Origin of the sequence: Ruegeria halocynthiae (assembly GCF_000743705.1) — a bacterium.
GTDB lineage: Bacteria > Pseudomonadota > Alphaproteobacteria > Rhodobacterales > Rhodobacteraceae > Ruegeria > Ruegeria halocynthiae_B.
This window is the reverse complement of the sequence record NZ_JQEZ01000003.1, coordinates 362893-389128: the sequence shown is the minus strand read 5'-3', so window position 1 is coordinate 389128 and position 26236 is coordinate 362893. Positions and strand designations below refer to the sequence as shown.

Below are 26236 nucleotides of genomic sequence, written 5' to 3'. Positions count from 1 at the left end.
GGCGCGTTACCTGTTGCACAAGGATTGACGCAACAGAAGGGCGTGCCAATGACAATTTCCTCTTCGCTGAATGCCGGTGTGGCCGCATTGAAGGCCAACGCCAACCGGTTGGCCACGATTTCGGATAACATCGCCAATTCCTCGACCTTTGGGTACAAGCGGGTTGAAACGGATTTCCACTCGATGGTCACGTCCGGCCAGGGCGGCAGCTATTCGGCAGGCGGCGTCAGAACCACCAGCCAGCGTTTGATCGACCAGCGCGGATCGTTGGTCACAACCAACAATTCGACCGATCTGGCCGTACGTGGCCGGGGCATGCTGCCCGTCCGCCCAAGTTCGCAAATCGCGGGGGGGTCGAACGAAATGCTGCTGACCACCACAGGGTCATTCCGCACGAATGAAGAAGGCTATCTGGTCACCGAATCCGGTCTGGTCCTGTTGGGATGGCGCGCGGCAGCCGATGGTTCAATTCCGCCAGTCCCACGCGACACGCCTGCGGCGTTGGAACCCATTCAGCTGAGCGTCAACCAATTGTCGGGCGCCCCCACGACCCAGATGAACCTGCGCATGAACCTTCCGGCGACGGCAACCGATGCCGGGGCTTCGGGGGACACGCAACCCTTGTCTGTTGAATACTTCGACAACCTGGGAAAATCCGAAAGCGTCGACATTCAGCTTGCCCCGACCGTTCCGGCCACCGGATCCAGCAATGAATGGACAATGACCCTGCGCGATTCCGCGTCGGGCGGGGCTGTTATCGGAGAGTATACGCTGACCTTTACCGACAGTCGGACGGCAGGCGGCACGCTGGCCAGTGTCACCACGGTTTCGGGCGGGGCCTATGATCCGGCCACCGGCAGCCTTGTGGTCAACGTTGCGGGCGGCCCGATGGAGATCAACATCGGTCAGATCGGCGACGCGGACGGTATCACCCAGCTGTCCGATACCTTCGCGCCGGTGTCGATCACGCGTGACGGGTCCGCCGTGGGTACGATGACCAGCGTTCAGGTGGATGAAAACGGATACGTCTATGCGTTTTACGATACGGGTGTCAGCCGCCGCATGTTCCAGATCCCGCTGGCCGATGTGCCGAACCCCAACGGCTTAAGCGCGCTCGACAGTCAGACATATGCGCCATCGCGGGAAAGCGGCACCTTCTTTTTGTGGAATGCGGGCGATGGCCCAACCGGCGATCTGGTGTCCTTCGCGCGAGAGGAATCAACCACGGACGTGGCCACCGAGCTGACGTCGATGATTCAGACGCAGCGCGCCTATTCATCCAGCGCCAAGGTGATTCAGACCGTGGACGAAATGCTTCAGGAAACCACCAATATCAAACGCTGATCCGGGAACTGATCGCAAAAGGGGATCTGTCTCATGAATATGTCGACAGCTTTAAACAACGCATTGGGCGGGTTGACCGCCGCCAGCCGCGGCGCTGCTGTGGTCTCGGGCAATGTCGCCAACGCGTTGACGCCGGGTTACGCGCGCAGGTCTCTTGAACTGGCAACGAACACGATCGCGGGCCACGGGGTCCGCACGGTCGGAGTGGTCCGGCATCACGATCCGGTTCTGACCGCCAATCGCCGCGAAACCGACGCAGACCTGGCCCGCCAATCCGCTATTTCCGATTTTCACACTCGGCTTGAAGGGCTTGTGGGATCGGCCGATCAGTCGACATCGCTGGCCACGCGGCTTGCAGATTTCGACAACAGCCTGATTACCGCAGCCAGCCTGCCGGATTCGACTCAGCGGCTGGATCAGGTGGCGCGGGCCGGGCGCGGCTTGTCCACAAGCCTGAACGTGGCATCCGAGGGGCTTCGTCAGCTAAGATCAGACTCGGATCGGACGATCGGCAAACAGGTCCAGACTCTGAACCAGACCCTCCACGACATCGAAAAGTTGAACGCCAAGATACCGGCGATCAAAAACGCAGGCAGCGACATCGGTGCCTTGCTGGATCAACGGCAGGTGCTTATTGATCAGCTCAATACGCTGGTTCCGGTGAATGTTGTCCCCCGGAGCAACGATCAGGTTTCAATATACTCGGATGGCGGTTTGATCCTGCTTGAGGGCAAAGCCGCAGAATTTTCGTTTTCCGTAACCGGCGATACGAAACCTCATATGACGGTTGCCAACGGCCTGTTGTCGGGGCTGGAAATGAACGGGAATCCTGTGCGAACCAGCGGCGACAACGCTCAGATCCGCGGCGGCGCGTTGATGGCGCAATTCGAAATTCGCGATGCGCTTACGCTGGATGCTCAGGTCAACCTGGACACCCTCGCCCGCGATCTGATTGAGCGTTTTGAAACGCCAGGAGTTGATCCAACCGCCAGTGCAACCGATCCGGGGCTGTTCACTGATGGCGGGGGCCGGTTCGACACCACCGCCGTCACTGGGCTGGCGTCGCGTGTCAGCTTGAACGACATCGTTGATCCAGACACAGGCGGCGACAGCTGGAGGCTGCGTGCCGGTTTGGGTGCGGCAACCCCCGGCGACCCTGGAGATGCAACGCAGTTGCGGGCTTTCGGTGCTGTCCTGAACGACGCGCGGCCAGTCGCCGGAGCAATCTTTGGCACCGGCAACATGCGCGCAGCCGAGATCACCGAAGCCCTTCTGTCGCGGGCCGGCGCGGACGCCCACACAGCCGACGCGCGCAAGGTGTTTGCCAGCGGTGCGCAGATCGAGATGACAAAAATCGAGGCCGAACAAGGTGTGGACACGGATCAGGAACTGCAGCGCCTGATGCAGATCGAAAAAATCTATGCCGCCAATGCAAGGCTCATCTCGGTGGTTGATGAGCTGATGGACACTTTGCTGAGGTTGTAATCATGACGTTGACTTCTATCGGTGACCTGGCGCGGGGTTTGACATTGCGAACTCGTTCCACGGAAATCAAAAGCCAGATCGAAACCCTTTCGTACGAACTGTCCACGGGTAAGGTTCAGGACATTTCCGGCCATCTGGATGGCGATTATTCCCATCTTCTGGATTTGGATCGCAGCTTGTCGCGGCTGGACGCGTTTAAGGTCTCGACCGCCGAGGCAGGCCTGTTCATGGACGCCATGCAACTGAGCCTGGCCACAATCAGCGAGTCAGTTGGTGAAATCACCGCGTCCCTGCTGTCCTTTGGAACGTCAAATCAGGCTGTGACACACGAGAACGCATCGGATCAGGCTGAAAATAAGCTGGATACGATCATATCAGCACTGAATACGCGCGCAGGTGGGCGCAGCCTGTTCTCGGGGACTGCCACCGATGTCTCGCCGCTGCCATCGACGGACACGGTGCTATCCGCGTTAGAGGCGCAATTGACCGGGTTGACCACTGCCACGGATATCCGGCAGGCGGCCGAAGACTGGTTCAACGATCCTGCCGGGTTTGACGCGGTGATTTATCAGGGTTCGGCCTCCAGCCTTGCGCCGATGCAGGTATCCGAGAATGAGAACGTCACGCTTTCACTCCGGGCGACGGACCCGGCGATCAAGACCGCGATACGGGATATTGCCGTTGCCGCATTGGTTTCCGACGACCGTCTGGCGCTGCCGTCAAATCAACGCACGGTATTGTTCAAGCAGTTGGGCGTCGACCTGGCGAATACACAAAACGACACGGTGAACCTTCGGGCTCAGGTGGGGACGGCAGAAGCCAGAATTGAACAGGCGGCAACGCGGAACAGTGCGGCGCGAACCAGTCTGGAACACAGCCGCAACCAGCTGATTGCCGCAGACCCTTATGAAACTGCGGCGCAACTGCAAACCATCCAGTTCCAGCTGGAAAGCCTTTATTCCGTCACCGTTCGCAACGCGAACCTATCACTGGTGAATTTTCTGAGATGAAACTTTTTGTCTTCTTGCTCGCATTTTTTCCAAGCGTGGCTTTTGCAGGTGCAATCCGGCTGAAGGACCTTGTGGATTTCGACGGGGTGCGGGGCAACGATCTGGTGGGCTATGGCTTGGTTGTGGGCTTGAACGGAACAGGTGATGGCCTGCGAAATTCACCCTTCACGGCCGAGATCATGTCCAACATCCTTGAACGGCTTGGCGTGAACGTCACGGGCGAGGATTTCCGCCCCAAAAACGTGGCCGCAGTGTTGGTCACGGCCAGCCTGCCGCCCTTTGCGCGCGTCGGCGGCCAAATCGACGTGACGGTGTCGGCCATCGGGGATTCCAAAAGCTTGCTGGGTGGGACCTTGATCATGACGCCGCTCAATGCGGCCGATGGTCAGATTTATGCGGTATCTCAGGGCACTGTTCTGGCAGGCGGTGCCGTTGCCGAAGGTCAGGCGGCCTCGGTCGTCCGGGGGGTTCCGACATCCGGTGTGATCCCGTCTGGTGCCCGGGTCGAGCGCGAGATTGATTTTGAACTAGCCACGCTGACGCAAATGCGTCTGGCCTTGCGAGAGCCTGATTTCACCACCGCAGGCCGGATTGAGGCCGCCATCAACGCCGAATTCAATCGCGCCGTGGCCATCATGCGCGATTCCGGAACAGTCGAGCTGAACATTGCAGCTACTCAGGCAGTCTCGACCGCACATGCGCTGGGCCGGATCGAAAACATCCTGGTTGAACCAGAAGCCAAAGCGCGTGTCGTTGTCGACCAACGCTCGGGCACGATCGTCATGGGGCAAGAGGTGCGCATTTCACGGGTGGCAGTCTCGCAGGGTAATCTGACCCTGACGGTTGAAGAGGCCCCGATTGCAGTGCAACCCAACCCGTTCGCGCGTGGTGAAACGGTTGTTGTGCCCCGCACAATCGCAGGCATCGAAGAAGAGGAAGGTACCGGGCTGGCCGAGATACCCGAAGCCACCACATTGTCCGAGGTCGTGGCCGGATTGAACGCCCTGGGCGTATCACCGCGCGACATGATCGACATTCTGAAAACGATCAAAGCCGCCGGGGCGTTACATGCCGAGTTTGTGGTCCGATAACCAGGCAGTCGCAGGCGCGCTGGCAGGAACAGACGCTTCGCGCGATCACTTGGATTTCCAGCTGTCCAACCATTTCTTGAACCGGCTGCTTTTTTCTTCGATTGCGTCACCTGCGGCGTAGAGCCCGTCTTCCATGTTCTCGAGCACCGGATCGACGCGGGCCTCGCGGAACCGGCGCCAGCGCACCCAGATGGCCCAGATGATCGCAAAGAACATGGTCAGGAAGATAATGTTGAACCACGGGATCAACCGCACATCTGGGCTGTCCACCGGGCGCACCGAGACTACGTTGGGGAAGATCGACATAAGCTGATTACGCCAGCCATAATGGCGCAACACTACCCATTTCGGGTTATCCGCAGTGGACACAAGATTGGTCAGTTCGGCCTGTAGGTTCGAACTGTCGAGCTTGAAATAGGGTGGCCAGCCCCAGCCAGTATCCTCGTTGCGATAGACCCGCGGCTTTCCATTGGGGCGGAACGTTTCGACGAAACGCACATCGCGGTTGACTGCCTGCGCGGTCTCCTGACCTGTGTCCTGCTGCGCCCAAAAAATCGAGTTCTCGCCGAAGTCGACCCGGCGCACCTCGGTTTTGACAACCCGTACCACGTCCTGCTGCGGCAGGGTGTAATTAAGTACCGCAGCAATCGTGCCCCAGAACAGAAAGATGATGGCCCATTTGATGTAACGCATCCGCGAAACCCTCACATGAAATTCGTAACATAAATCAGGATTGCGATCAGGCCCAGCGGCACCACGTAAATCCCCAGGATCAGTTTACGGCGAAACGATCCGTCATATTTTTCCAGCCCGCGCCGGACAAAAGCATCGCGGTCGCCGGTCAGCCCCTTCTTTTCCCAATGCGCGATCAGTTTACCGCGCCGCACCCAGCGGGAATAGATCGACACTCCGACATAGAGGATCGTCAGAAAAATCAGCAGCGGGATCAGAAAACGCAGTGCGACGAACATTCAACTTCTCCCTACCGCGCCCCAGGGGCCGACGCGGGCGATGATGTCATCGCTGACCCTGTCGGTTCCGCTCATGTCCGGTTCGTGTCCGAACAAAGCGGTGCGGGCGCCCGCCTTGTCCACCTGATACTCGCGCACGAGGAAATCGGCAACATAGGCTTTCTTGGCCTCGGGCCATGTGGAATAGGTGCTGTAGAACAGTTCTTTGTGGCAGATGAACATCTGGCGCGGGTCCAGGGGTGCAAGCTCGGCCAGTAGCATGTTCACCAGATCACGATTGGGCGTATCGGTCGCGCGCAACGTATAGAAATAGGCCGGGTGATCCGACGTGATGCGCGGCCACGGACCGCCATCTTTCGCCCAGCGCAGCAATTGGGCAAGGCCGTGATACGCCTTGGGCAGGCGATCCGCATGATTGCGCGCCAGACGCCGCATGTCGTTGCGATCCAGCCCCGTCAGGTCAACGCCCGCGCCAGCGGCAGCGTCGACGGTCAGAAAATCCATCTTTTGTTGCAGGATCGCGGCGGAATTCACGCCGCGCGCTTCGATAATCGTTTCGACCAGATCGTTCAGCCCAAGAAACTTGGCGATCTTGTTCCGTTGCGACGGGTCGAAGACGTATTTGATCGGCATTTCGTCAGGCTTTTCACCCATGCAGATCGCTGCCGGGTGATCGAGATCGGGGAACAGATAGAGCCCGCCGAAATGCGCCGTCCAGAAATTGCGTTGCTCAAACGCGGTATGGCGCAGGCGGACGGGGTTGCGTGTGACGTCGCCGGTTTCTTTGGCCGTTTCGATCATCTTCGCAATCAGCACATCGTCGAACCAGGCGTCCTCTTCGGTCTTGAACCGCTCGACCATGCCCGCCAGTTGCTGCGCCTTGCGCAGGGTGCCGCCTGCGGTGTCGGCCTCGATCTCGATCTTGCGCAGGTTCAGCAGATCGCGTGGCGTGGAGAGTTTGATGACCGAGTTCACCAGCTCTCCGGCCACGGCATCGGTGGCGGTCAGGGCAAACAGCTGCGCCTCGTTCATCTCGATGAATTCGCGCAGGATATCGCGCGAGGTCGAGAATTTGACGTTCAGCAAAGGCGCGCGTTTCTGTTCGGTCGTCAGCAGGATGAACTGTCGGTTGACCCCGTTGGGGTTGAGGTAGAGCTCGTCCTCCAGCTCAATCCCCACCTCGGGCGAATAGCCCGAGATATCGACATGAAAATCCGTCAGCGCCGTGGTCTTGCCCGCCAGATGCTGCAGCGCGCGGTTATACCGCTCGACCAGAGCCGGGCTGGAGATGTGGACGAGATTGCCGAACATCAGGCCTTTTTCGATGAGGCGGATCATGACATTTGCCTTTGCGCACAACGGTTGTGATGGTCAGCGCACAGTGTTTGCATCAATGCGACGTGCATCATCTCGACACCCGCCGCCAAAAAAGAACCAGCGACATTCCGGTGGCACCGAGAATACCTCCAAGCATCAGGAAGCTGAAAAATACTTCGCTTGGTGAGTCCGTCGCAGCACATGTGCCAATGATACTAAAGTTCTTGGGCAGCAATCCCTCCCAACCGCACATGGTGACTGTCATGAATACAGCCAAAACGACTGCAAAAATAACAATGGGAGTGAGAAAAATCAATTTACTCATAACACTGCTCTATTGAACCGCCCAACGACCACAACCGCCAAAACCAACAGCGGCAATGCAAACGCGCGCGCTGAAATCTGCAGGTTGAACCCGATGTAAGACACCACGCTGCCTTCGAACAGGATCAAGGATTCCTCCCAAGTGGTGCCCTCAAACCCGTTGCCTGTGTTCACGCCGAACTGGGTCAGAAACAGAACCGCCACGGCGCCAATAAATCCGAACACACCCCAGCGAAGAGGCAAGATCAGGCCTAGCACAAATGCCAGAACGGAAATGGCGTAAACGAGCATCACCCCTTCCCCTCCAGATACCGCCGCTTAGCCTCTTCCATCCGGCCCATCTCGCGGACGGCGTTTTCGATGGCGACCTCGTCGCTCTTGTCGGCATAGCGGAACTCGCTGTCGGCGTAGCGGTTGATCTCTTGCATCACCATCTCAACCGTGATCGGCTGACGCAGGTCCTCAATCATGGCCTTCTTGGTGTCGTAGTCGCGGAACAGGAACAGGTCGGGGTTTTCCATCCATTCGTCGGGCAGTTCGAAATCCATCGCGCGGACCTTGACCGCGTCGGTGATGTTCTTGATGGCGCGACCGGTGAACCGCTCATCCGCGGCTTGGATCGCCTTGAGGTAGGTGCCCATCTTGGCGATGGTGTCCAACTGACCGATCTGACCCTGAACCCGGTCATAGACCTGCAGCAAAGCGTCCTCATGCGGGCGGGCGTGGCTTTCGAAACTGGCGGCAACGGCCTTCTTGATCTCCTGCGCAGCATAGGCTTCGTGCTCGCCCAGCGGGATGTCGTGGTTGCGGCCCATCAGCAGGTGAAGGATGTCGATGTAATCCTCACGCGTCTGCGGCCCGTCCACCAGGAACCGCGCGCCCGCGCGCTGGCGCAGGGCGTCGTCCACATTCTCGGGGTAGTTCGAGAACATGCCAAAGGTACAGTTGCCGCGCACGACGGTATTGGCGCCCGCGAAGCTCTCCATCAGCACGGCGGTGATCTCAAGCTGACCGGCTGACGACTGCCGGTCGCCGCGCTTGCCTGCAAGCTGGTCGATATCGTCGATGGTGCCGAAGCCGATGACCGAGGGGTCGATGATCGTGTTGATAAAGGCCTTGGCGTTCTGGCCGGATTTGCCCTGATAGCTGTCGATATTGTCGGTGCTCAGGTTCTGATAGCGGAACGGATAGCCCGCGTTCTGGCAATAGTCGTTGATCAGCCCGGCCATCATCTGGATCAGGGTCGTCTTGCCGGTGCCCGGCTTGCCGTCGCCCATGAAGGTAAAGATGAACCCGCCGAGTTCCGCGAACGGGTTCTGGCGGCGGTCGAAATCATAGGCCATCACCATCTTGGCCAGCTTCATCGCCTGATACTTGGCAATGTGGTTGCCGACCACCTCGTTGGGTTTCTTGAACGTCATGGTCAGGGTGGTGGATTTAGCCTTGGATGCGGGTTCAAAGCCACGAATGGTCAGATCGTCGGCTTCGATATGCCAAGCGGCGTTCTGGAACGGGGCCAGATGGCCTGCGGACTGGGCACGTAGGGCGGATTTCTCCATCAGCTGTTCAGAATAGGCACTGGTGGCGGCGATCAGGTGGGCATCGTCGGGCGCATGTTTGGCCAGCGTCTGATCCAGCTCCCACAGCGCACCGTGCAGGGCAAGCTGGCCATTGTCGGTCAGAACTTCTTCGATCTCGCCAATGTCGACCGTGGTTTCGCCCAGATGCGAAGACATCAGGTAAGCGAGCGCATTGCCAAACGTGTGCGACGTAATCAACGCCTCCGCCGTCAGCAGTTCGGAGAATTCTGTCTTGCGGGCGGCAGACAAGTCGCCAGCAAGGTTCGCCCGCTTCAAGTCGGCCAGCGGGGTCTGTTCCGCATAGGCCTCTGCCACAGCCAACGCGATGGCAATCGCCCGACGAATGGCCTGTTGCGTGGTCGCCTGAGGCGGCGAGACCAACACATCGCCATCATCCGAGGCCTCGATCCGTTCGACCAGATGCACTCCATCTGCGCGCACGGTTCGGCGTGTCACCAGCCCCGGCGTCGTGGAGCGGAACCGCCGTCCAGTTGAAACGCCCGGAGACCGCTCGACCGCCACCTCAACCGCTTTGGCTATCCGCGGCGCGTGTTCAAACCCGTTCAGCAAGGCGGTCGCTGCCGAATAATGCTTGCGAATGTCGTCTTCGCGCAATTCCATCTGATCTGACGTCAAACTCATCGAAAAATCGCCTTTGCTGTCTTCAATATCTCAAGACCTGCCCGGCCTTGCTGACGACGAACTTGCGCACATCGCCAAAACCCGGCGGGTTACGTTCGGCCAGTACCTGAAACGGGCGCTGCGGCAAGATGATCGATCGCTGGGTGCGCGTGGCCCCGGTTTCGGCCCCCTGCCCTCCGAACGGGTCCAGCGCGAAAATCTCGCGCTCGACGGTGGAAAACCACCCAGCGCGTTCTTCGATCACCTCTTCGCTTTCTAGCTCTTCGGTGGTCCAGGCCAGCGCCCAGTCTTGGCCTTCGGGCGCCTGCGCGTCCTCCAACACTTGCCGCAAGGGACCGGACTGTTCGGTATAGGCCGAGGAATACATCGGCCCCACATGGATGCGGCGCAGATGTTTCGGGTGCAGATCGTCGAAATCCTGATCGAAGCCTTTGGCGATGGTCACCAGTTTCAACCCGCCCAGCGCCTGCGCCATCAGATGCGCCTGAACCTCGGGCCAGCGGCGTTGGTCTTTGGGCAGGGCGGTTTTGCCGCTGTCCTCAAGCTGCAACAGGTAGATGACCGGCAGGTTGATCTGGCTGTCATAGACCGCCCAGTGGATCAGAAATTTGCGCCGTTCGCCTTCGTTGCCGATCCAGTGACATTCGGGATCGTTGCGGGCCCAGAACAGCTGACCTTTCAGCAATTCCTCGTAATAGAGCCTTTGAGACAGCGCGAATTGCAGCTTGGTGGGGATTTCCCGGTCGCTGATGATGGTACGGACCATATCGGTTTTCAGTTCATCCTCGGACGGCATATTGGCCAGATGCACCTGCGCCTGCTGCGCGTCGTTGGCCATTGTCAGCAACTCGGCCGCCACGGGAAACCCGCTGTCGCGCTTGTCCATGGCGAGGCTGCCAAAGAACCGCCCCGTATTGCGCCCGACCAGCAGGTATTTCATGGACAGCGCGCGGAAAGTGTAGAGCAGCCCCGAGAGGTAACGCGACACGATCCGCACCTCTTGTTTCGAGATCGCGCCCTCCGCCTCCATCGTTGCAGCCACGCGCAGGAGGTGGACGGTGATCACCTCGAATTTACGAAAATAGCGACGCGAGGCGAAGGTATCAGTCAGGCCGACATGGTCTTGGGTGGGGTCAGTCATTTTTGATCCCAGCGACCTGCATATCGGTTCCGTCTAGGTTCAATCGGTAAAGAGTTCGGTCTAAGAACCGCGTTTTGATTTTTTTCTTCAAGTATATCGGTGCTACTGGGTTGGAAGCGGCCAAAAGGGTTAACTGGCGCTGCTTACGCGCTTGCCAACCAAAAAACGCTCCAAATAGGCCAAAAACAACAGGAAAAGCGACAAGCATCGCAACAAGTTGCGAACCTGGAGCTGTGTATTCTCCAGACTCCCCAGTGAAACCGTTGTTGTATTCTACTTTCACCGACTCCGAAAAATAAGTTGGTACCGAAAAAATTAGTGCCGTCAGCGCAAAGAAAAATAGTCCGAACGCCAGGCAAGCTCTCATTCTAGGGTTATACATCACCCACCATACAAATTCTTATCATGCTTCTCGACAATCGAGGCAAACCGCCGCGCAAAGCGTTCATCTGCCTTGGCCTTTTTCTCCAGCACGTCGCGGGCAAAGACCATGTGGTCTTCGTGCGCCTCAAGCATGTCGGCCATTTTCTGGTTGGTCGCGGTACCGATGGAGGCCATGGCGGTCTGCGCCTCTTGGTCGGTCTGCACGCCGATCTCGTTGATGCGGTGGGCCACGTCCTGCTGCTGTGCTGTTTTCAGCGATTTGGTCAGGGCGTCATACAACACCACGCGCTGCTGGGTGTCTGTTTGCAGCTTGTTGATCAGCACCATCTGCGTCGCGGCCTGGTTCTGTAGGGAGTCGACCCAGGTCTTGCCCTTTTCGATATAGCGCTCCAGCGTCTGCGATTTGGCCAGCTTGACCTGCTCTTCCTGAACCTTGGCGTTGTATTGCTTGTTCAACTCGGCCAATTCGGTCTCCAGCTGGGTGCGCGCGGCGGCGTCCTGTTCGACGCTGATCTTGTTCTCCAACGTGATGATCGCGGGGTCCATGCCCTGAATCTCGGCGCGCAGGGCCTCCAACTCGGCCACCGTCGCCTCGCGGTCGTCCAGCGTGACGGTCAGGTTGTCCTCAACTTTGACCCGCTGTTCTTCCAACACCGATAACTGCCCTTGCAGCAGTTGCACGATCACGTCGGATTTGGCGATCAGGTCTTGCAGCTTGTCGTCGATATTGGCGGTGCGCATCCGCTCCTGCCGCATCGATTCAGATTTGCCTTTCGAGAAGATGCCGACAAACGCCTCCCACCCGGATTTCGAGCGCATCTCGTCAAAATCCTTGGAGAACGCGCTGGTGACGTCATCCAGCCCCATGATCAGCTCGGCGATATTGGCATTCATCACCTCGGTATGGGCGTGCACATCCTCAAGCGTGGCGTTTTCGATGTCGATATCCGCCTCGGCGGTGCCGATCTTGGCCCGCGCGGCGTCAATTCGCGATGTCAGCCCTGCAATCTGCGACTGGCTTTCACGCACTTTTTGCTGCGTCTCTTCAATCAAGGCGTCAAATTGCTGGTTCGACATCTCATCTATCCCCTTTTTCTTTAATTACTTAGCAAGATAGGGAATGTAACAATGATTTACATCCCCCTCAGGCCCTGTTTCCCGCAAACTGTGACAAACTCGGGCCTTAAAAGAAAGGCGCAATACCACGGCCACGGGTTGAAAAATGCAGGGCTGTTTCAATCGCCACTTATCGGAATTGCCGATCCGTACCGCGACCCGATCTTGTCATACAACCGAAACAAAACCGTCACATCGCCGCAATGTATTGCGTCCATCCCCCTCGCATCCAAAGTGAGAGAGGATACCCACCGATGTCATTGCGCCTTGCCTGCCTGACCTCTGCCCTTGCCCTGACCGCCGGTCAGGCCATAGCAGAGAAGAATTTCAACCGAATTGCATCCTTCCCCGTCGTCAAAAACATGGCCGAAGGGGCGGATACAAGTCGCGAAACCTCGCCCGAGATCATTGCGGCAACTGCGGATGGCATGACGCTGGTCTATACCGACAGCCCGCTGGGTGCGGTTGGCATGATCGACATCACCGACCCCGCCAACCCGGCCCCGCTGGGCGTGATGGAGGTTGGCGGTGAACCGACCTCCGTTGGGATCATCGGCACGACGGCCTTTGTGGGCGTGAATACATCGGATAGCTACACCGCCCCGTCGGGCAAGCTGATCTCGGTTGACGTCGCGGGCAAGGCGGAAACCGGTGCCTGCGATCTGGGCGGTCAGCCCGACAGCGTCGCGGTGGCCCCCGACGGCAGCTTTGTCGCCGTCGCCATCGAGAATGAGCGCGACGAAGACCTGAATGACGGCCTCATCCCGCAACTGCCTGCCGGCTCGCTGGCGCTGGTGCCGCTGAAAAACGGCGCGCTGGAATGCGCGGGCATGAAGATGGTCGGCCTGACCGGCCTGGCCGAGGTTGCCCCAACTGACCCCGAACCGGAATTCGTGGACATCAACGCGCTGGGTGAAACCGTCATCACCCTGCAGGAAAACAACCATATCGCCGTGGTCGACAAGCATGGCACGGTGATCAGTCATTTCCCGGCTGGCAGCGTGGATCTGGACGGCATCGACGCCACCGATGAGCGCGGCGCGCTGATCTTTACCGAAAACCAAATGGGCCGCTTGCGCGAGCCTGACGCGGTCAAATGGATCGACGATGATCACTTCGCCACCGCCAACGAAGGCGACTATCAGGGCGGGTCGCGCGGTTGGACGATCTTCCACAAGGACGGCACCGTTGTTTATGAAAACGGCACGGATTTCGAAAAAGCGATCATCCAGATCGGCCACTACCCCGACAAGCGCTCTGACAGCAAAGGGGTCGAGCCTGAAAGCGTGACCGCCGCCACCTTCGGCGACACACCGATGATCTTTGTCGGGGCCGAGCGGGCGTCAATCGTTGGTGTCTATGACGCCACCGATCCGGCCAATCCGGTGCTCAAGCAGCTGCTGCCCTCGGGCGTTGGTCCCGAAGGTTATGTTGCAATCCCTGATCGCAACCTGCTGGTTTCGGCCAATGAAAAGGATCTGATCGAAGACGGCGGCCCGCGCGCCCATGTGATGATCTATGAATATCAAGACGCCCCCGCCGCCTATCCGCATCTGACGTCCGAGGGCGCGGATGAGCTGATCGGCTGGGGCGCGCTCTCTGGTCTGGTGGCGGATGAAGACGGCATGATCTATGCGGTCAACGACAGCTTCTATGGCTTCCAGCCGTCGATCTTCAAGATCGACCCCAGCCAGACCCCGGCGCGCATCGTGGACGTGATCCGCATTCATCGCCAGGACGGCAACCCGGCGCAAAAGCTGGATCTGGAAGGCATCACGCTGGACGGTAAAGGCGGGTTCTACGTCGCCTCCGAAGGCCGCACCGACCGGGTCATTCCGCACGCGATCTATCACGTGTCCGCCGACGGCAAGATCAAGGACCGCAAGGGTGAGATCGGCCTGCCGCCGGAACTGATGGCGGTTGAGAAACGCTTTGGGTTCGAGGGTATCACCCGCGTCGGCGATACCTTGTGGATGGCGGTTCAGCGCGAATGGATGGACGATCCGAAGAACCACGTGAAACTGGTGTCCTATAACCTTGAGACCAAGGAATGGGGTGCCGTGCACTATCCCAAGGCAGACCCTGACACCGGCTGGGTTGGCCTGTCGGAAATCGTGGCCTTTGGCGACCATGTCTATGTCATCGAACGCGACAACCAGCACGACCACCGTGCCGTGACCAAAAAGGTCTATCGCATCCCGCTGTCGGAAATGACCCCGGCCCCGCTGGGCGGCGACCTGCCCGTGGTCAGCAAACAGCTGGTCCGCGACCTGCTGCCTGACCTGACATCGACCGGCGGTTATGTTCTGGACAAGATCGAGGGCCTGGCGATCCTGCCCACGGGCGAGGCCTTTGTGATGACCGACAATGACGGCGTCGACGATGCCTCGGGCGAGACGATGTTCTGGTCAATCGGATCGGTGACGGCCGGGAACTGAGGTTCACCCCTGCAAAAGATAAGCCCCGCGCAAAACAAGCGTGGGGCTTTTTGCTTTGAAGTTCGGCTTGGAGCCGATTGTGTTGAAAAACTCCAAAATGTGAAAGTGTGATTTTCCGCAGAAATCGCATGGCCCGCGAAAGTCACGCCAGATTGTGGTTCACAGACTATGAGACGGCGCTGCGGGGCCGGAGGTTGGAATTGGCCGACCGCCTCGCCAAAAACGGCGACCCGCCCTGTGCTGCAAAAAAAATCACCAACTTGCGCCAAAAACTGAGTTTTTCAACAAAATCAGCCGTTTCCGATGACTTGATAGATCACCCCTCCGCTGGCGACACGGCCCGCTGATAGAGATGCCACGAGGTGTGACCAAGGATCGGCAGGGTGAAGATCAGGCCCAGGAACGCCGACACCAGTGACAGCAGCATGGTGACCGAGATGATCGCAGCCCAGGTGAGCATGACCACCGGACTTTCCGTGACGACGCGAATGGACGTTAACATGGCGGAGACAAAGTTGGTTTCCCGATCCAGCAACATGGGCATGGCGACGACGGTCACCGAGAACAGGGCAGCTGACAGAAACGCGCCGACGCAGGTGCCAACAGCAAGGAAGGTCCAGCCCTGAGGTGTGAAGAATACAGTGTTCAAAAAACCGTCAAAATCCGAGAAGGAGGCGTTCTGCAGGATGATCGCCAACCAAAGCCGAACCTGGTAAATCCAAACCCAGAAAATGAACAGGGTGACAAAGGCCATCCAGCCCATTTCGCGCTTGCGTTGATTTGCCATGACGGTGAGGATTTCAGACCAGCCGAAACTCTCTCCCTTCTGCAATTGGCGGGACATCTCATAAAGCCCGGCTGCAGCAAAAGGCGCGACCAGCGGAAAGCCTACAATGGCGGGAATGATCATCCAGATCTTGCCGAGCCAGACCAGGCTCCAGACAAATAGGATTCCGAAAACCGCATAGAAAAGGCCGAAGAAGCCGCTCATGATGGGGCGAGCCAGAAAGTCGGAAAACCCGGCCTTCAGTGACGCGATTATATCACCCGCAGTCACCTTGTTGACCTTGGGCATGGCCTGCTGCTGCGGCCTCGGATTGTCCGGTGGTGTGGAGCCTTTGGTCTTGGATGTCATGACACACTCCTTCCCCAAACATGGCACCGCGCTGATCCGTTTGCCAACAGAACCAGCCGTGAAACGGACATCCCTCCTTCGCATATAAGGTGCATCAGGTGAGGCTTAAGGGCAAGGCAGAGGTAGGGCAGCCACGTCTCGCAAATTGTAAGTTCGGCCAACTCAAGATTTCGCTGTCGCACCGAAGGCCCGGACTTGCAGGTCTTGTCCAAGCAACAGAGGTATTCGCTGACTGGCAACTTTGGGCCCAACGCTAACGATGGACCCATCCAAAGAGCGTTACCATGTCACGCCGCGTGTTCGGTTAACCAACTTTGACAACCATTTTTCCAAAATTTCCGCCAACCAGCAGCTGATTGAATGCTTCCGGAGCATTCTCCAGCCCCTCAACCACATGTTCCTTGTAGGTTATTGAACCGTTGTCGAGCCAGGCCGTCATATCGCGGACAAACTCCTGATACACGTCGGCACCGAAGTTGTCGTAAATTATGAAACCCTGCATTCTGACTTTCATCCGCAGGATCGTACCTATGATCGCAGGGCCCATATCCGGGCCGTCCGGTAGGCCGGGCAGGTTGTACCAGGATACAATTCCGCAGACGGGCACCCGTGCAAACGGATTCAACAGCGGCAATACGGCATAGAGAACTTTGCCGCCAACGTTTTCAAAATACACGTCAATTCCATCTGGGCAAGCCTCGCGCAATTGCGCCGCCAGATCGCCAGACCGGTGGTCCAAACACGCATCAAACCCAAGGTTTTCGACGACATGTGCACATTTTTCAGGACCGCCTGCGATGCCCACCACGCGACATCCTTTTAGCTTTGCGATCTGACCGACTGTCGCGCCAACCGGACCGGCCGCGGCGGCCACAACAACGGTTTCACCCGCCTTGGGTTCCCCGATCTTCAAAAGCCCCGCATAAGCCGTGTAGCCCGGCATTCCGAGAATTCCGAGCGACCAAGATGGGTTTTCCGGGGATTTCCCCAACTTGACGACCTGCGTTCCATCTGAGACCGCAAAGTCCTGCCACCCGCTTGTGTTGAGCACATAGTCTCCGGCTTCGTACCCTTCGATGTTGGATTTGACCACCTGCCCCACGACCTGACCCGTCATAACCCCGTCAATCGAAACGGGTTCGGCATAGGATTTTGCATCATTCATTCGGCCGCGCATATAAGGATCCAGCGACAGATACACCGTGCGTACCAGCATCTGTGCTGGCCCAGGGTCAGGAACGCTCGTGGTTTCAAGGCGCAGCGTATTTTCGTCCGGCTGTCCGTTTGGGCGTTCGGCAAGAACAATACGACGATTGGTGTCGGATGTTTGGGGCATTGTGACCTCTTAAAATGCGGTTCTCTTGCAGCAGAGACCGTATTTGGCTGGAGTGCAACAAGACAATGCCAACGGGTTCGGAAGCTGCCTCTCGATGGCCGCTCCATACACGTCGCGGTAGCATAACAACTATAAATGCTGCGATGAGGTTCTCCTCATGCGATACTGCCAAAAAACGAGAGATAGCGGCCCTGGGGTACGTGCTGATCGCGCAATCCACATAGCTCGGTTTTGATCTTTGTGGCAGCACCACAACAGATTTCTTCGATCCATCCTGTCAACGTCAGCCATTGCGATTTACGACGGTAATCCTCCTCGGAACACGCCTGACATTGGCACGAGGTTTGCCGTGGGGCTTGGAGAGGAGGGTTCAAGACGTGCCATCTGCGCGCTGGTCAACCTGAAAAGACCAGACACGTTTACCACCCGTCATTCGAACCGTGAATCACGAATTCCACCAGAAATCACCGGGTCCGGGCCCTCGGACACAAAGGGCACCCGCGCTTCGTCCAGCGGCTTTTGGCCAGCACCCAGGTTCACCTCGTGGATCACCGGATTCGACCGCGCAATAACGCGCCCCTTGCGCACCACAGCCAAACGATGGGCGCGTAGCCGGATCGCCTCGATCGGGTCGGTGGCCTGCAACAGCACGAAATTTGCCGCGCACCCTTTGGCCACGCCATAGCCCTGCAACCCCATGATCCGCGCCGAATTTTCCGTGACCGCATCGAAACACCACGCCATATCGGCGCGGCTGGACAATTGCCCCACATGCAGGCCCATGAAGGCCACATCCAGCATGTCGGCCTTGCCCAGCGAATACCACGGGTCCATCACGCAATCCGACCCGAAGCCCACAGTAATCCCGGCATCGCGCAACTCGCGCACGCGGGTCTGGCCGCGGCGCTTGGGATAGCTATCATGGCGGCCCTGAAGCATGATGTTGATCAACGGGTTCGGGATCGCATGCACCCCGGCCTCGACCATCAGCGGGATCAGCTTGGAGACATAGTAGTTGTCCATCGAATGCATCGACGTCAGATGCGAGCCCGCCACCCGACCATTCAGACCCAAACGTTGGGTTTCGCAGGCCAGCGTTTCGATATGGCGGCTTTGGGGATCGTCGCTTTCGTCGCAATGCATGTCGACCATCAGGCCCCGCTTGGCTGCGATTTCACACAGCAGACGCACGGATTCCGCGCCTTCGGCCATGGTGCGTTCGAAATGCGGAATGCCACCCACGACATCCACCCCCATATCCAGCGCGCGGATGGTGTTTTGCATCGCGGTAGGATCGCGCAGAACCCCGTCCTGCGGAAAGGCCACCAATTGCAGGTCCAGATAGTCTTTTACCTGCGCGCGGACCTGCAACAGGGCTTGCACACCCTTCAATTCATCATCGCAGGTGTCCACATGGCTGCGGATCGCGCCGATCCCCTTGGCTACGGCCAGCTCACAGTACCGCAGAGCGCGGGCGACGATGTCATCAACCGTCTGGATCGGCTTCAGCTCGCCCCACAGCGCGATGCCTTCAAGCAAGGTGCCCGAGACATTCATGCGTGGCGTGCCCAGCGACAGGGTTGCATCCATATGAAAATGCGGATCGACAAAAGGGGGTGAGACCAGCTGACCTCCGGCGTCGATCACCTCAGCCGCTTCGGCGGTGATCCCGGCCTCGACCGCAGCGATCTTGCCGTCCTTGCAGGCGATATCCACACCGGTCTGTCCGTCGGTCAGGGTGGCGTTTTTGATGAGCAGATCGAACATGATTATCGTTGGCCTTTGAACCAGGGGGTAAGCAATGCACGCGGATAATCCGCCGAGCGTGCGGCGATCACAAGCGCGATGATCGACAGGATATAAGGTGCCATCAGGAACACCTGACCGGGAACAAGCGCGCCGATCTCAGTCTGTAGCCGCACCTGCAACGCATCGAATGCGCCGAACAGCAACGCGCCCAGCAGCGCCTTGCCCGGTCGCCAACTGGCAAAGATCACCAGAGCGATGCATACCCAGCCACGTCCGTTGACCATGCCGAAGAAAAAGGCGTCAAAGGCGCTCATGGTCAGGAAGGCCCCGCCCAGTGCCATCAGGGCAGACCCGACAGCGACCGCGCCCATCCGCAACGCATAGACTGACAGCCCCTGTGCATCAACGCTGTCGGGGTTGTCGCCCACCGCCTGAATCGCCACACCCAGCGCCGTGCGGTTCATCACGTACCAGACCACCGCCACCAGCAGCAGCGCCAGCCATGTCAGCGCGGTTTGCTGGAATAAAACAGACCCTAAAAAGGGTAAATCAGACAGGATCGGCAGGTCCAGCGGCTGGAACGGCTCAATCCTGGGCGGCGAAGATACATTCGGCAGCGCGGTGCGATAGGTGTAATAGCTGACCGAGGTGGCAAACAGCGTAATCCCCAACCCCGAAACATGCTGCGACAGTCCCAACGGAACGGTCAGGATGGCGTGCAGCAGGCCAAAGAATGCGCCTGCAAGCGCGGCGACCAACACTCCACCCCACAGGCCAGCGCCCAGCCAGACGGCCATCCATCCGCACATGGCGCCGACGACAAAGATGCCCTCAATCCCAAGGTTCAGCACGCCGGCACGTTCACAGATCAGCGCACCCAGCACGCCAAAGATCAGCGGCGTCGCGATGCGCAGCGAGGCGGCCCAAAAGCTCTCGGACAACAGGATATTGAGGATATCCATCATGACGCTGCCCTCGCGGTGCTGGCCCGGACGATCCGATAACGTGCCACGAACCCGCCAACCAGAACGCACAGTAACGACATTGAAACCACGAGGTCCGCCAGAAAGGACGACACCCCCATGGCGCGGCTCATGCTGTCGGCCCCGACAAAGACCGAGGCGATGAACAAAGCCGCAATCACGACGCCCACCGGCGACAGGCCCGCCAGCATCGCCACGACGATACCGGTATAGCCAAAGCCGGGCGACAGGTCGGCGGTCAGATACCCTTTGAGGCCCGCCACCTCGCTGACCCCGGCCAAACCGGCCAGACCACCCGACAAGATGGCCACACCATACAACGAGCGTTTCACGTTGATCCCCGCATGGCGCGCGGCGGCAGCGTTTTCCCCAACGGCCCGCAACCGGAACCCCCAAACCGAACGCGCCAGCATGAATTGGGCCATCCCGGCCAGTATCAGAGCCAGAATCAACCCGGAATGGACCCGCATCCGCTCCAACAAGGGCGGCAGCATTCCCTGCTCCAAAACGGGTGCCGATTGTGGCCAACCCAGGCTCATCGGGTCCTGTAACGGGCCTTCCAGCATCATCTGCACAAAGATCAGAATGATGAAATTCAGCAGCAAGGTGGTGACCACCTCATCCGCGCCAAACCGTGTTTTTAGATATGTCGGCGCAACCATCCCCGCCGCGCCTGCCGCTGCGCCCAGCACCACGATCAGCGGTAACAGCAGGATACCGGACACATCCAACACCCCCGATCCGATGGCAACGGCGGCCATTGCACCCAGATACAGCTGCCCTTCGGCCCCGATGTTCCACAGTTTGGCGCGGAACGCCAAAGCGGCGGCCAGGCCGGTAAAGATCAGCGGCGTGGCGCGGGTCAGCACTTCGGAAAAGGCAAAGACTGAGCCGAACACCCCACGATACATCTCGGCGTAGGCTGCGATTGGATTGGCCCCGGCGGCCAGCAGGGGGATCGCCGCAAAGGCCAGCGCGATCACGGCGGACAGGATGGGAACGCCCAGCGTAAAGGCCCGCGATTGGGTCTGACGCGGTTCTATGCGGATCATGCCGGTTCTCCTGCCATCATCAGGCCAATCTGTTCGCGGTCACGGCCGGGGGTCTGGTGCAATTCGCCGTCGCGGATCACCATGATCCGGTCGGCAAGACCCAGAATTTCGTCCAGATCTTCCGAGACCAGCACCACTCCTGCACCGCGTTCGCGCGCCTCAAGCAATCGTCGCCCGACCTCGGCTGCGGCCCCCATATCCAGACCACGGGTGGGCTGATTGGCCAGGATCAGCTGCGGCGCGCGGTCAAACACGCGCGCGAGGATGAGTTTCTGGATATTGCCCCCCGACAGCAGCCGCGCCGGGGCATTCACGCCTGGCCCGCGCACATCATAGGCTTGGGCCAGACGTTCGGCGTTGGCTTGCATCGCCTCGCGCCGCAGCAGGCCGCGCGACTGCACGCCACCGTCATCCAGACGTTCGATGATCATATTCTCGGCTACGCTCATCGCGCCGACGATACCTTCGCGGTGGCGATCTTCGGGAATGCGGCCCACGCCCGCCTGCACCATGGCAGCCGGGCTGAGGGTGTCAATTTCCACCTCATTTACCTTGATTAGACCCTGTTCAGGATGCGCCAGACCCGAGATCACATCGGCCAACCCGCTTTGTCCGTTGCCTGAAACCCCGGCAATCCCAAGGATTTCATGCGCATGTACGGTCAGATTGACGCCGTTGAGCGTATCGCGCTTGGACCGGCCCGCCACCGACACATCGGACATGGTCAGTACCGGCGCGCCCGGGGTCATCGCCGCACTGGCAAGTTCCGGCGTTTCCGCCCCGACCATCATTCGGGCAATGGATGTCTCATCAGCCTCGGACGTTGCCATTTCGCCAACCTTGCGTCCATGGCGCAGCACTGCGATTCGGTCGGAAAACGCCAGAACTTCACGCAATTTGTGGCTGATGAAAATCACCGACAGCCCGTCATTCGTCATCATGCGGATGTTTTCGAACAGGGTGTCGGCCTCTTGCGGGGTCAAAACGGCGGTGGGTTCATCCAAAACCAGTATCCGCGCCTGCCGATACAGCGCCTTGAGGATCTCGACCCGCTGCCTTTCGCCCACTGACAACCGCCCCACAGGCGTATCCAGCGGCGCGTTCAGCCCACTTTGGGCGATGATCTCTTCGACCCTGCGCCGCGCCGCGCGCCGGTTGCGACGCAGGGAAAACAGTGGTTCGGACCCCAGCGTGATGTTATCCAGTGCCGAGATGTTCTCGGCCAGCGTGAAATGCTGATGCACCATACCCACGCCCGCCGCCAGCGCCAGTTGCGGATGGCCCAGCGGCAGCGGCTGCAATTGACCCGCTGTATCCGCGACCTCGATCGTGCCGGAATCGGGCAGGTAATGCCCGAACAGCATGTTCATCAGCGTGGTCTTGCCCGCGCCGTTTTCGCCCAAAAGCGCCAGCACCTCGCCCCGGTTCAGGGTCAGGCTGACGTCGTCATTGGCAACAACCGGGCCGAACTGCTTGCTTAGCCCGTTGAGCTTGAGAACTGTTGAATCCGTCATTGTGAAAGCGGGTCGGCGCAGCGGCCGACCCTGTTGCCATCAATTGTCTGAAACCGGGCGATCATCGTTCACGTTGACACGATACAGGCCATCCAGAATCTCGGCCTGGCGGGCATTCACCGCCTCAAGCATGTCGGCGGGAACCAGTGCTTCGTCCAGAACCAGCGAACCGCCGCCATATCCCATGAAACTGTATTGGCCATAATCCGCAGCCTCGAATGATCCGTTCGCGACGTTGGCGATGGCCTTGTCGATGGTCGGCTCCATATGCCACAGGGCCGAGGCCATGATTGTACCGGGGTAATCGCCCGAGGTGTCGATGACATTGCCCACAGCCTTCACCCCACGTTCAACCGCCGCATCCGAGACGCCAAAGCGTTCCGCGTACATGATGTCAGCACCTGCATCCATCATGGCGATGGCGCTTTCCTTGGCTTTGGGCGGGTCGTACCAGCTGTCGATAAAGGTCACCAGGAAGGTAACATCCGGGTTCACCTCGCGCGCGCCATCCATGAAGGCGTTCATCAGGCGGTTGACCTCGGGGATGGCATAGCCGCCGACCATACCGATCACATTCGATTCAGTCGCCGCGCCAGCCACCATGCCGCTCAGATACGAAGGTTCGTGAATCCAGTTGTCAAAGACCGAGAAATTGGGTCCGACCGGCCCAAAAGACGACCCCATCAGAAAGGCGGTGTCGGGATAATCCTTCGCTACCTTGCGCGCGGCGCGCTCCAAACCAAACACCTCACCCACGACTAGCTGTGCGCCCTGTTCGGCATATTCGCGCATCACGCGCTCATAATCCGTGTTGGCGACGTTTTCAGAGAAGACATATTCAATGTCGCCGCGTTCGGCCGCGGTGTTCAGCGCCTGGTGAATGCGGCTGATCCATTGCTGTTCGACGGGCAGCGTGTAAATCGCCGCCACTTTCACGGTTTCGGCAGCCGCCACACCGGCTGAAAACAGGGTGGACGCCGCTGCGACCGCAGCAAGCATTACCCTTCGCGTCACGTTGAAATTGGCCATTTTTTCCTCCTGTTTCAGAGGATGCCAACATTATTTTACTGTTTAGTCAATTTTTTCGAGCGCCACGCGCCAATCCGGCAACGCGCAGGGTTCCCTGAAATGGCGGCGGCTCGCGCCTTATTCGGCACTGAAAATCAGGGCCAGCCATCGCATAAATGGCTGACCCCTTCACAGGTCAGCCCTTGGCACCCTGCCCGCGGGCATATTTGTCTTCGTAGCGGACGATATCGTCTTCGCCCACATAAGCTCCGGTTTGCACTTCGATCAGAACCATCGGCACCTTGCCCGGGTTCTCCATCCGGTGCACCGCACCCAAGGGGATGTAAACCGATTGATTTTCTGTCACCAGTTTCACGTCATCATCAATGGTCACCCGCGCGGTGCCTTCGACCACGATCCAATGCTCGGACCTGTGGAAATGGCTTTGCAGGCTCAATGATGCGCCGGGGTGAACCATGATTCGTTTCACCTGGAACCGGTTGCCGACCACAAGGCTTTCGAACCAACCCCAAGGGCGGTGATCCTTGGGGAATGTCGTGGCCTGTGGCGCACCTTTTTCCTTTAGGGCCACGACCGCCTTTTTCACATCCTGTGCCCGGGACGCATCCGCAACCAGAACGGCGTCGTTCATTGCCACGGCAATGATGTTTTCCAGCCCGATCCCCACAAGCTCTAACTGGTCACTGTCTGACCGCAGCAACGAGTTCTGGCATTCGATGGCCGTGGCGTCGCCGCTGGTGACAACCCCGTTTTCATCTGGCCCGGTCTCGCGCCAGACCGCATCCCAACCACCAAGGTCTGACCAGGCCGCATCAAACGGCACAACCGAAAGGTTGGAAGATTTTTCCATAACCGCATAGTCGATGGAAATATCATCGGCCTGCGCCCAGGGTTCAGGGTCCAACCGCAAAAAGCCAAGATCCGGCGTGGCGGTGGCAAGCGCGGCTTCGACAGGGGCAAGCAATTCGGGCGCATGTGTCCGGTAGGCTGCCAGAATATCTGAGGCGCGGAACAGAAAAATCCCGGCGTTCCATTTGAAATTCCCGGCCGCCAGCATCTCGGCCGCGCGCTGTGCATCGGGTTTTTCGACAAACTGCTTCAATGGAACCGGAGCACCGGAATTGTCCGGCGTCTCTGCCAGTTCAAGATACCCGTATGCCGTTTCCGCATGTGTCGGCGTGATCCCGAATGTGACAAGCTTCCCCTGCTTAAGGGCATCCAGCCCACGCACGACCGCTGCGCGGAACGCATCCGCATCCGGCACAACGTGATCCGACGGCGCGACCAGCAAAACCGCATCCTGATCTGCGCTAAACGCGTGCAGCGCCGCGGCCAGGATGGCAGGTGCCGTATTGCGCCCTTCGGGTTCGATCAAAATCGTTCCGGGGTCTATTCCGATTGCCACCAGCTGTTCGGCGACGATAAAGCGGAAATCCGTGTTGGTCACAACCATGGGCGAGGCAAATTCCAAGCCTGACCCTACGCCCGAAAGCCGCAGCGCCGACGCCTGGAACAATGTCTCGTCACCAACAAGCGGAACAAATTGCTTGGGATAGCTTTTACGCGACAGGGGCCACAGTCGTGTTCCGGACCCTCCGCATAGCAGGACAGGTGTTATCAACATAAAAATCTCTATTAATAGTCTGTTTTGCCCTTGTCTTATTGAATGGTGCTGGTCCTGACAAGGGTGAGGGGATTTCAACCCGAAAAAAGAGTGATTAGTCCTGAGGTTGTGCGCGGTATGCCGCTGACGGGTGATCAAAGGCGTCAACCGCGTAAAAACTTAGACCCGTGCCGTCAGAAATGTGGGTTCTGCCCCGGTCAGACAAACCGCGCTTAACGTTCCTGTCGCATAAGCGCCAGTGTCGATCGAAATCCGCCCCCGACGCGCTGTCGCCACGTCGACAATGGTGTGGCCATGCACAACCCAAGCCCCGTCCTTTCTGTCCGCTGTTCGAAATTGCGGATGTCCCCAGGTCAGCGTTTCGTCCGGCTGCTGATCTGGCGAGAGATTGGGGTCGGCCCCCGCATGGGTAACCAAAACATTGCCGGAAATCTCTGATCGGCCCAGCTGCTTCAGCCAGACACACAGGGTCTCGCCCATCGTATCCCGCAACCTGTCACGCGCGTCTTTCAATTCGGTGCCGGCCATTTCGGGGCGCGCGCCGCGGATGCCAAATGAGGCAAGCGTTTGCAAACCCCCATAGCGGACCCACCGCGCGCCATGGCGTTCGGGGTCACGCAAGAATTGCAACAACATCTCTTCGTGATTGCCCATCAGACAGGTCAAATCATTGTGTGAGCTTAAAAGCTGCAGCACCTCGGCGCTGTGTTCACCCCGGTCGATGTAGTCCCCCACCAGAATTGTCCGAAACCCTTGTGGCACCTGGTGCAACAGCTTTTCCAACTGCACGATGCAACCATGCACGTCGCCGATCACGCAAAGAGGTTCTGAAGGCGTGGGAACATCAAAAGGCGTCCGCCGCGCGAACCTTTGAAGAAAGGATGACAGCACGGTGTGCGGATCCCCTGTTTGGCGTGATGCGGCCTGAATTGGTGTGTCCGGCCGCGATGGATCGTCATCTGATAGCGATC

Annotated in this window: 23 protein-coding genes; 5 read left to right on the top strand and 18 right to left on the bottom strand. The window is 58.9% G+C overall.

Annotated features, from left to right (window positions below):
• Positions 1 to 48: 48 nt before the first annotated feature.
• The 4 genes from JT51_RS12570 to JT51_RS12555 are packed head-to-tail and all read left to right on the top strand — an operon-like array spanning position 49 to position 4930.
• Positions 49 to 1344 carry a flagellar hook protein FlgE gene (locus JT51_RS12570; RefSeq protein WP_037313063.1) on the top strand — a complete coding sequence of 432 codons (1296 nt, stop codon included), beginning with the start codon at positions 49 to 51 and terminating at the stop codon, positions 1342 to 1344.
• Positions 1345 to 1383: 39 nt separating this feature from the next.
• Entirely contained in the window at positions 1384 to 2829 is a 1446-nt protein-coding gene (gene flgK / locus JT51_RS12565) for a flagellar hook-associated protein FlgK (protein WP_235216175.1), read from the top strand.
• 2 nt (positions 2830 to 2831) lie between these two features.
• Complete coding sequence (locus tag JT51_RS12560; protein WP_037313057.1) at positions 2832 to 3839, top strand: flagellin; 1008 nt, start codon at positions 2832 to 2834, stop codon at positions 3837 to 3839.
• Entirely contained in the window at positions 3836 to 4930 is a 1095-nt protein-coding gene (locus JT51_RS12555) for a flagellar basal body P-ring protein FlgI (RefSeq protein ID WP_037313054.1), read from the top strand. Before JT51_RS12560 ends, JT51_RS12555 begins: the two co-directional genes overlap by 4 nt.
• Before the next feature lie 45 nt (positions 4931 to 4975).
• Here the strand turns inward: JT51_RS12555 and JT51_RS12550 are convergent, their stop codons facing one another.
• The 9 genes from JT51_RS12550 to JT51_RS12510 form a co-directional block, all read right to left on the bottom strand.
• Positions 4976 to 5623, bottom strand: a complete 648-nt coding sequence (locus JT51_RS12550) for a DUF1523 family protein (protein ID WP_037313050.1) — start codon at positions 5621 to 5623, stop codon at positions 4976 to 4978.
• Between the two features lie 11 nt (positions 5624 to 5634).
• On the bottom strand, positions 5635 to 5901 hold the full coding sequence (locus JT51_RS12545; RefSeq protein ID WP_037313047.1) for a hypothetical protein: 267 nt from the start codon (positions 5899 to 5901) through the stop codon (positions 5635 to 5637).
• Positions 5902 to 7239 (bottom strand): DUF6638 family protein, encoded by a 1338-nt coding sequence (locus JT51_RS12540; protein WP_037313044.1) that lies wholly within the window; start codon positions 7237 to 7239, stop codon positions 5902 to 5904.
• A 67-nt stretch (positions 7240 to 7306) separates the two neighbouring features.
• Positions 7307 to 7543, bottom strand: a complete 237-nt coding sequence (locus JT51_RS12535; protein ID WP_037313041.1) for a hypothetical protein — start codon at positions 7541 to 7543, stop codon at positions 7307 to 7309.
• Positions 7540 to 7833 (bottom strand): hypothetical protein, encoded by a 294-nt coding sequence (locus JT51_RS12530; protein WP_037313037.1) that lies wholly within the window; start codon positions 7831 to 7833, stop codon positions 7540 to 7542. The genes JT51_RS12535 and JT51_RS12530 overlap by 4 nt, the downstream gene beginning before the upstream one ends.
• Entirely contained in the window at positions 7833 to 9764 is a 1932-nt protein-coding gene (locus JT51_RS12525) for an AAA family ATPase (protein ID WP_037313035.1), read from the bottom strand. Before JT51_RS12525 ends, JT51_RS12530 begins: the two co-directional genes overlap by 1 nt.
• A 22-nt stretch (positions 9765 to 9786) precedes the next feature.
• Positions 9787 to 10905, bottom strand: coding sequence for a hypothetical protein (locus JT51_RS12520; RefSeq protein ID WP_037313032.1), 1119 nt, complete (start codon positions 10903 to 10905; stop codon positions 9787 to 9789).
• The gene (locus JT51_RS12515; protein WP_152563345.1) at positions 10898 to 11272 is read right to left on the bottom strand and encodes a hypothetical protein; all 375 of its coding nucleotides are present in this window, start codon (positions 11270 to 11272) and stop codon (positions 10898 to 10900) included. The genes JT51_RS12520 and JT51_RS12515 overlap by 8 nt, the downstream gene beginning before the upstream one ends.
• A 14-nt stretch (positions 11273 to 11286) precedes the next feature.
• A complete protein-coding gene (locus tag JT51_RS12510) occupies positions 11287 to 12366 on the bottom strand; it encodes a hypothetical protein (protein ID WP_037313026.1) in 1080 nt (359 codons plus the stop codon).
• Between the two features lie 293 nt (positions 12367 to 12659).
• Here JT51_RS12510 and JT51_RS12505 point away from each other — a divergent pair, with 293 nt between their 5' ends.
• Complete coding sequence (locus JT51_RS12505; RefSeq protein ID WP_037313024.1) at positions 12660 to 14843, top strand: esterase-like activity of phytase family protein; 2184 nt, start codon at positions 12660 to 12662, stop codon at positions 14841 to 14843.
• 316 nt (positions 14844 to 15159) lie between these two features.
• On the opposite strand, the gene JT51_RS12495 is transcribed toward JT51_RS12505, so the two are convergent.
• The 9 genes from JT51_RS12495 to JT51_RS12455 form a co-directional block, all read right to left on the bottom strand.
• Complete coding sequence (locus tag JT51_RS12495; RefSeq protein WP_037313017.1) at positions 15160 to 15978, bottom strand: DUF2189 domain-containing protein; 819 nt, start codon at positions 15976 to 15978, stop codon at positions 15160 to 15162.
• Positions 15979 to 16282: 304 nt separating this feature from the next.
• Positions 16283 to 17314 carry an NADP-dependent oxidoreductase gene (locus JT51_RS12490; protein ID WP_037313013.1) on the bottom strand — a complete coding sequence of 344 codons (1032 nt, stop codon included), beginning with the start codon at positions 17312 to 17314 and terminating at the stop codon, positions 16283 to 16285.
• A 429-nt stretch (positions 17315 to 17743) separates the two neighbouring features.
• On the bottom strand, positions 17744 to 19081 hold the full coding sequence (locus tag JT51_RS12485; RefSeq protein WP_081894682.1) for an amidohydrolase family protein: 1338 nt from the start codon (positions 19079 to 19081) through the stop codon (positions 17744 to 17746).
• Positions 19082 to 19083: 2 nt separating this feature from the next.
• On the bottom strand, positions 19084 to 20025 hold the full coding sequence (locus JT51_RS12480) for an ABC transporter permease (RefSeq protein WP_037314199.1): 942 nt from the start codon (positions 20023 to 20025) through the stop codon (positions 19084 to 19086).
• Positions 20025 to 21095: an ABC transporter permease gene (locus JT51_RS12475; RefSeq protein WP_419177311.1), complete on the bottom strand. Its 1071-nt coding sequence runs from the start codon at positions 21093 to 21095 to the stop codon at positions 20025 to 20027. Before JT51_RS12475 ends, JT51_RS12480 begins: the two co-directional genes overlap by 1 nt.
• Positions 21095 to 22612 carry an ABC transporter ATP-binding protein gene (locus tag JT51_RS12470; RefSeq protein WP_037313008.1) on the bottom strand — a complete coding sequence of 506 codons (1518 nt, stop codon included), beginning with the start codon at positions 22610 to 22612 and terminating at the stop codon, positions 21095 to 21097. The genes JT51_RS12475 and JT51_RS12470 overlap by 1 nt, the downstream gene beginning before the upstream one ends.
• Before the next feature lie 39 nt (positions 22613 to 22651).
• On the bottom strand, positions 22652 to 23641 hold the full coding sequence (locus tag JT51_RS12465) for a BMP family protein (RefSeq protein WP_037313004.1): 990 nt from the start codon (positions 23639 to 23641) through the stop codon (positions 22652 to 22654).
• 175 nt (positions 23642 to 23816) lie between these two features.
• Positions 23817 to 25265 (bottom strand): mannose-1-phosphate guanylyltransferase/mannose-6-phosphate isomerase, encoded by a 1449-nt coding sequence (locus JT51_RS12460; RefSeq protein WP_037313001.1) that lies wholly within the window; start codon positions 25263 to 25265, stop codon positions 23817 to 23819.
• A 159-nt stretch (positions 25266 to 25424) separates the two neighbouring features.
• Entirely contained in the window at positions 25425 to 26081 is a 657-nt protein-coding gene (locus JT51_RS12455) for a metallophosphoesterase family protein (RefSeq protein ID WP_037312998.1), read from the bottom strand.
• Positions 26082 to 26236 lie beyond the last annotated feature (155 nt).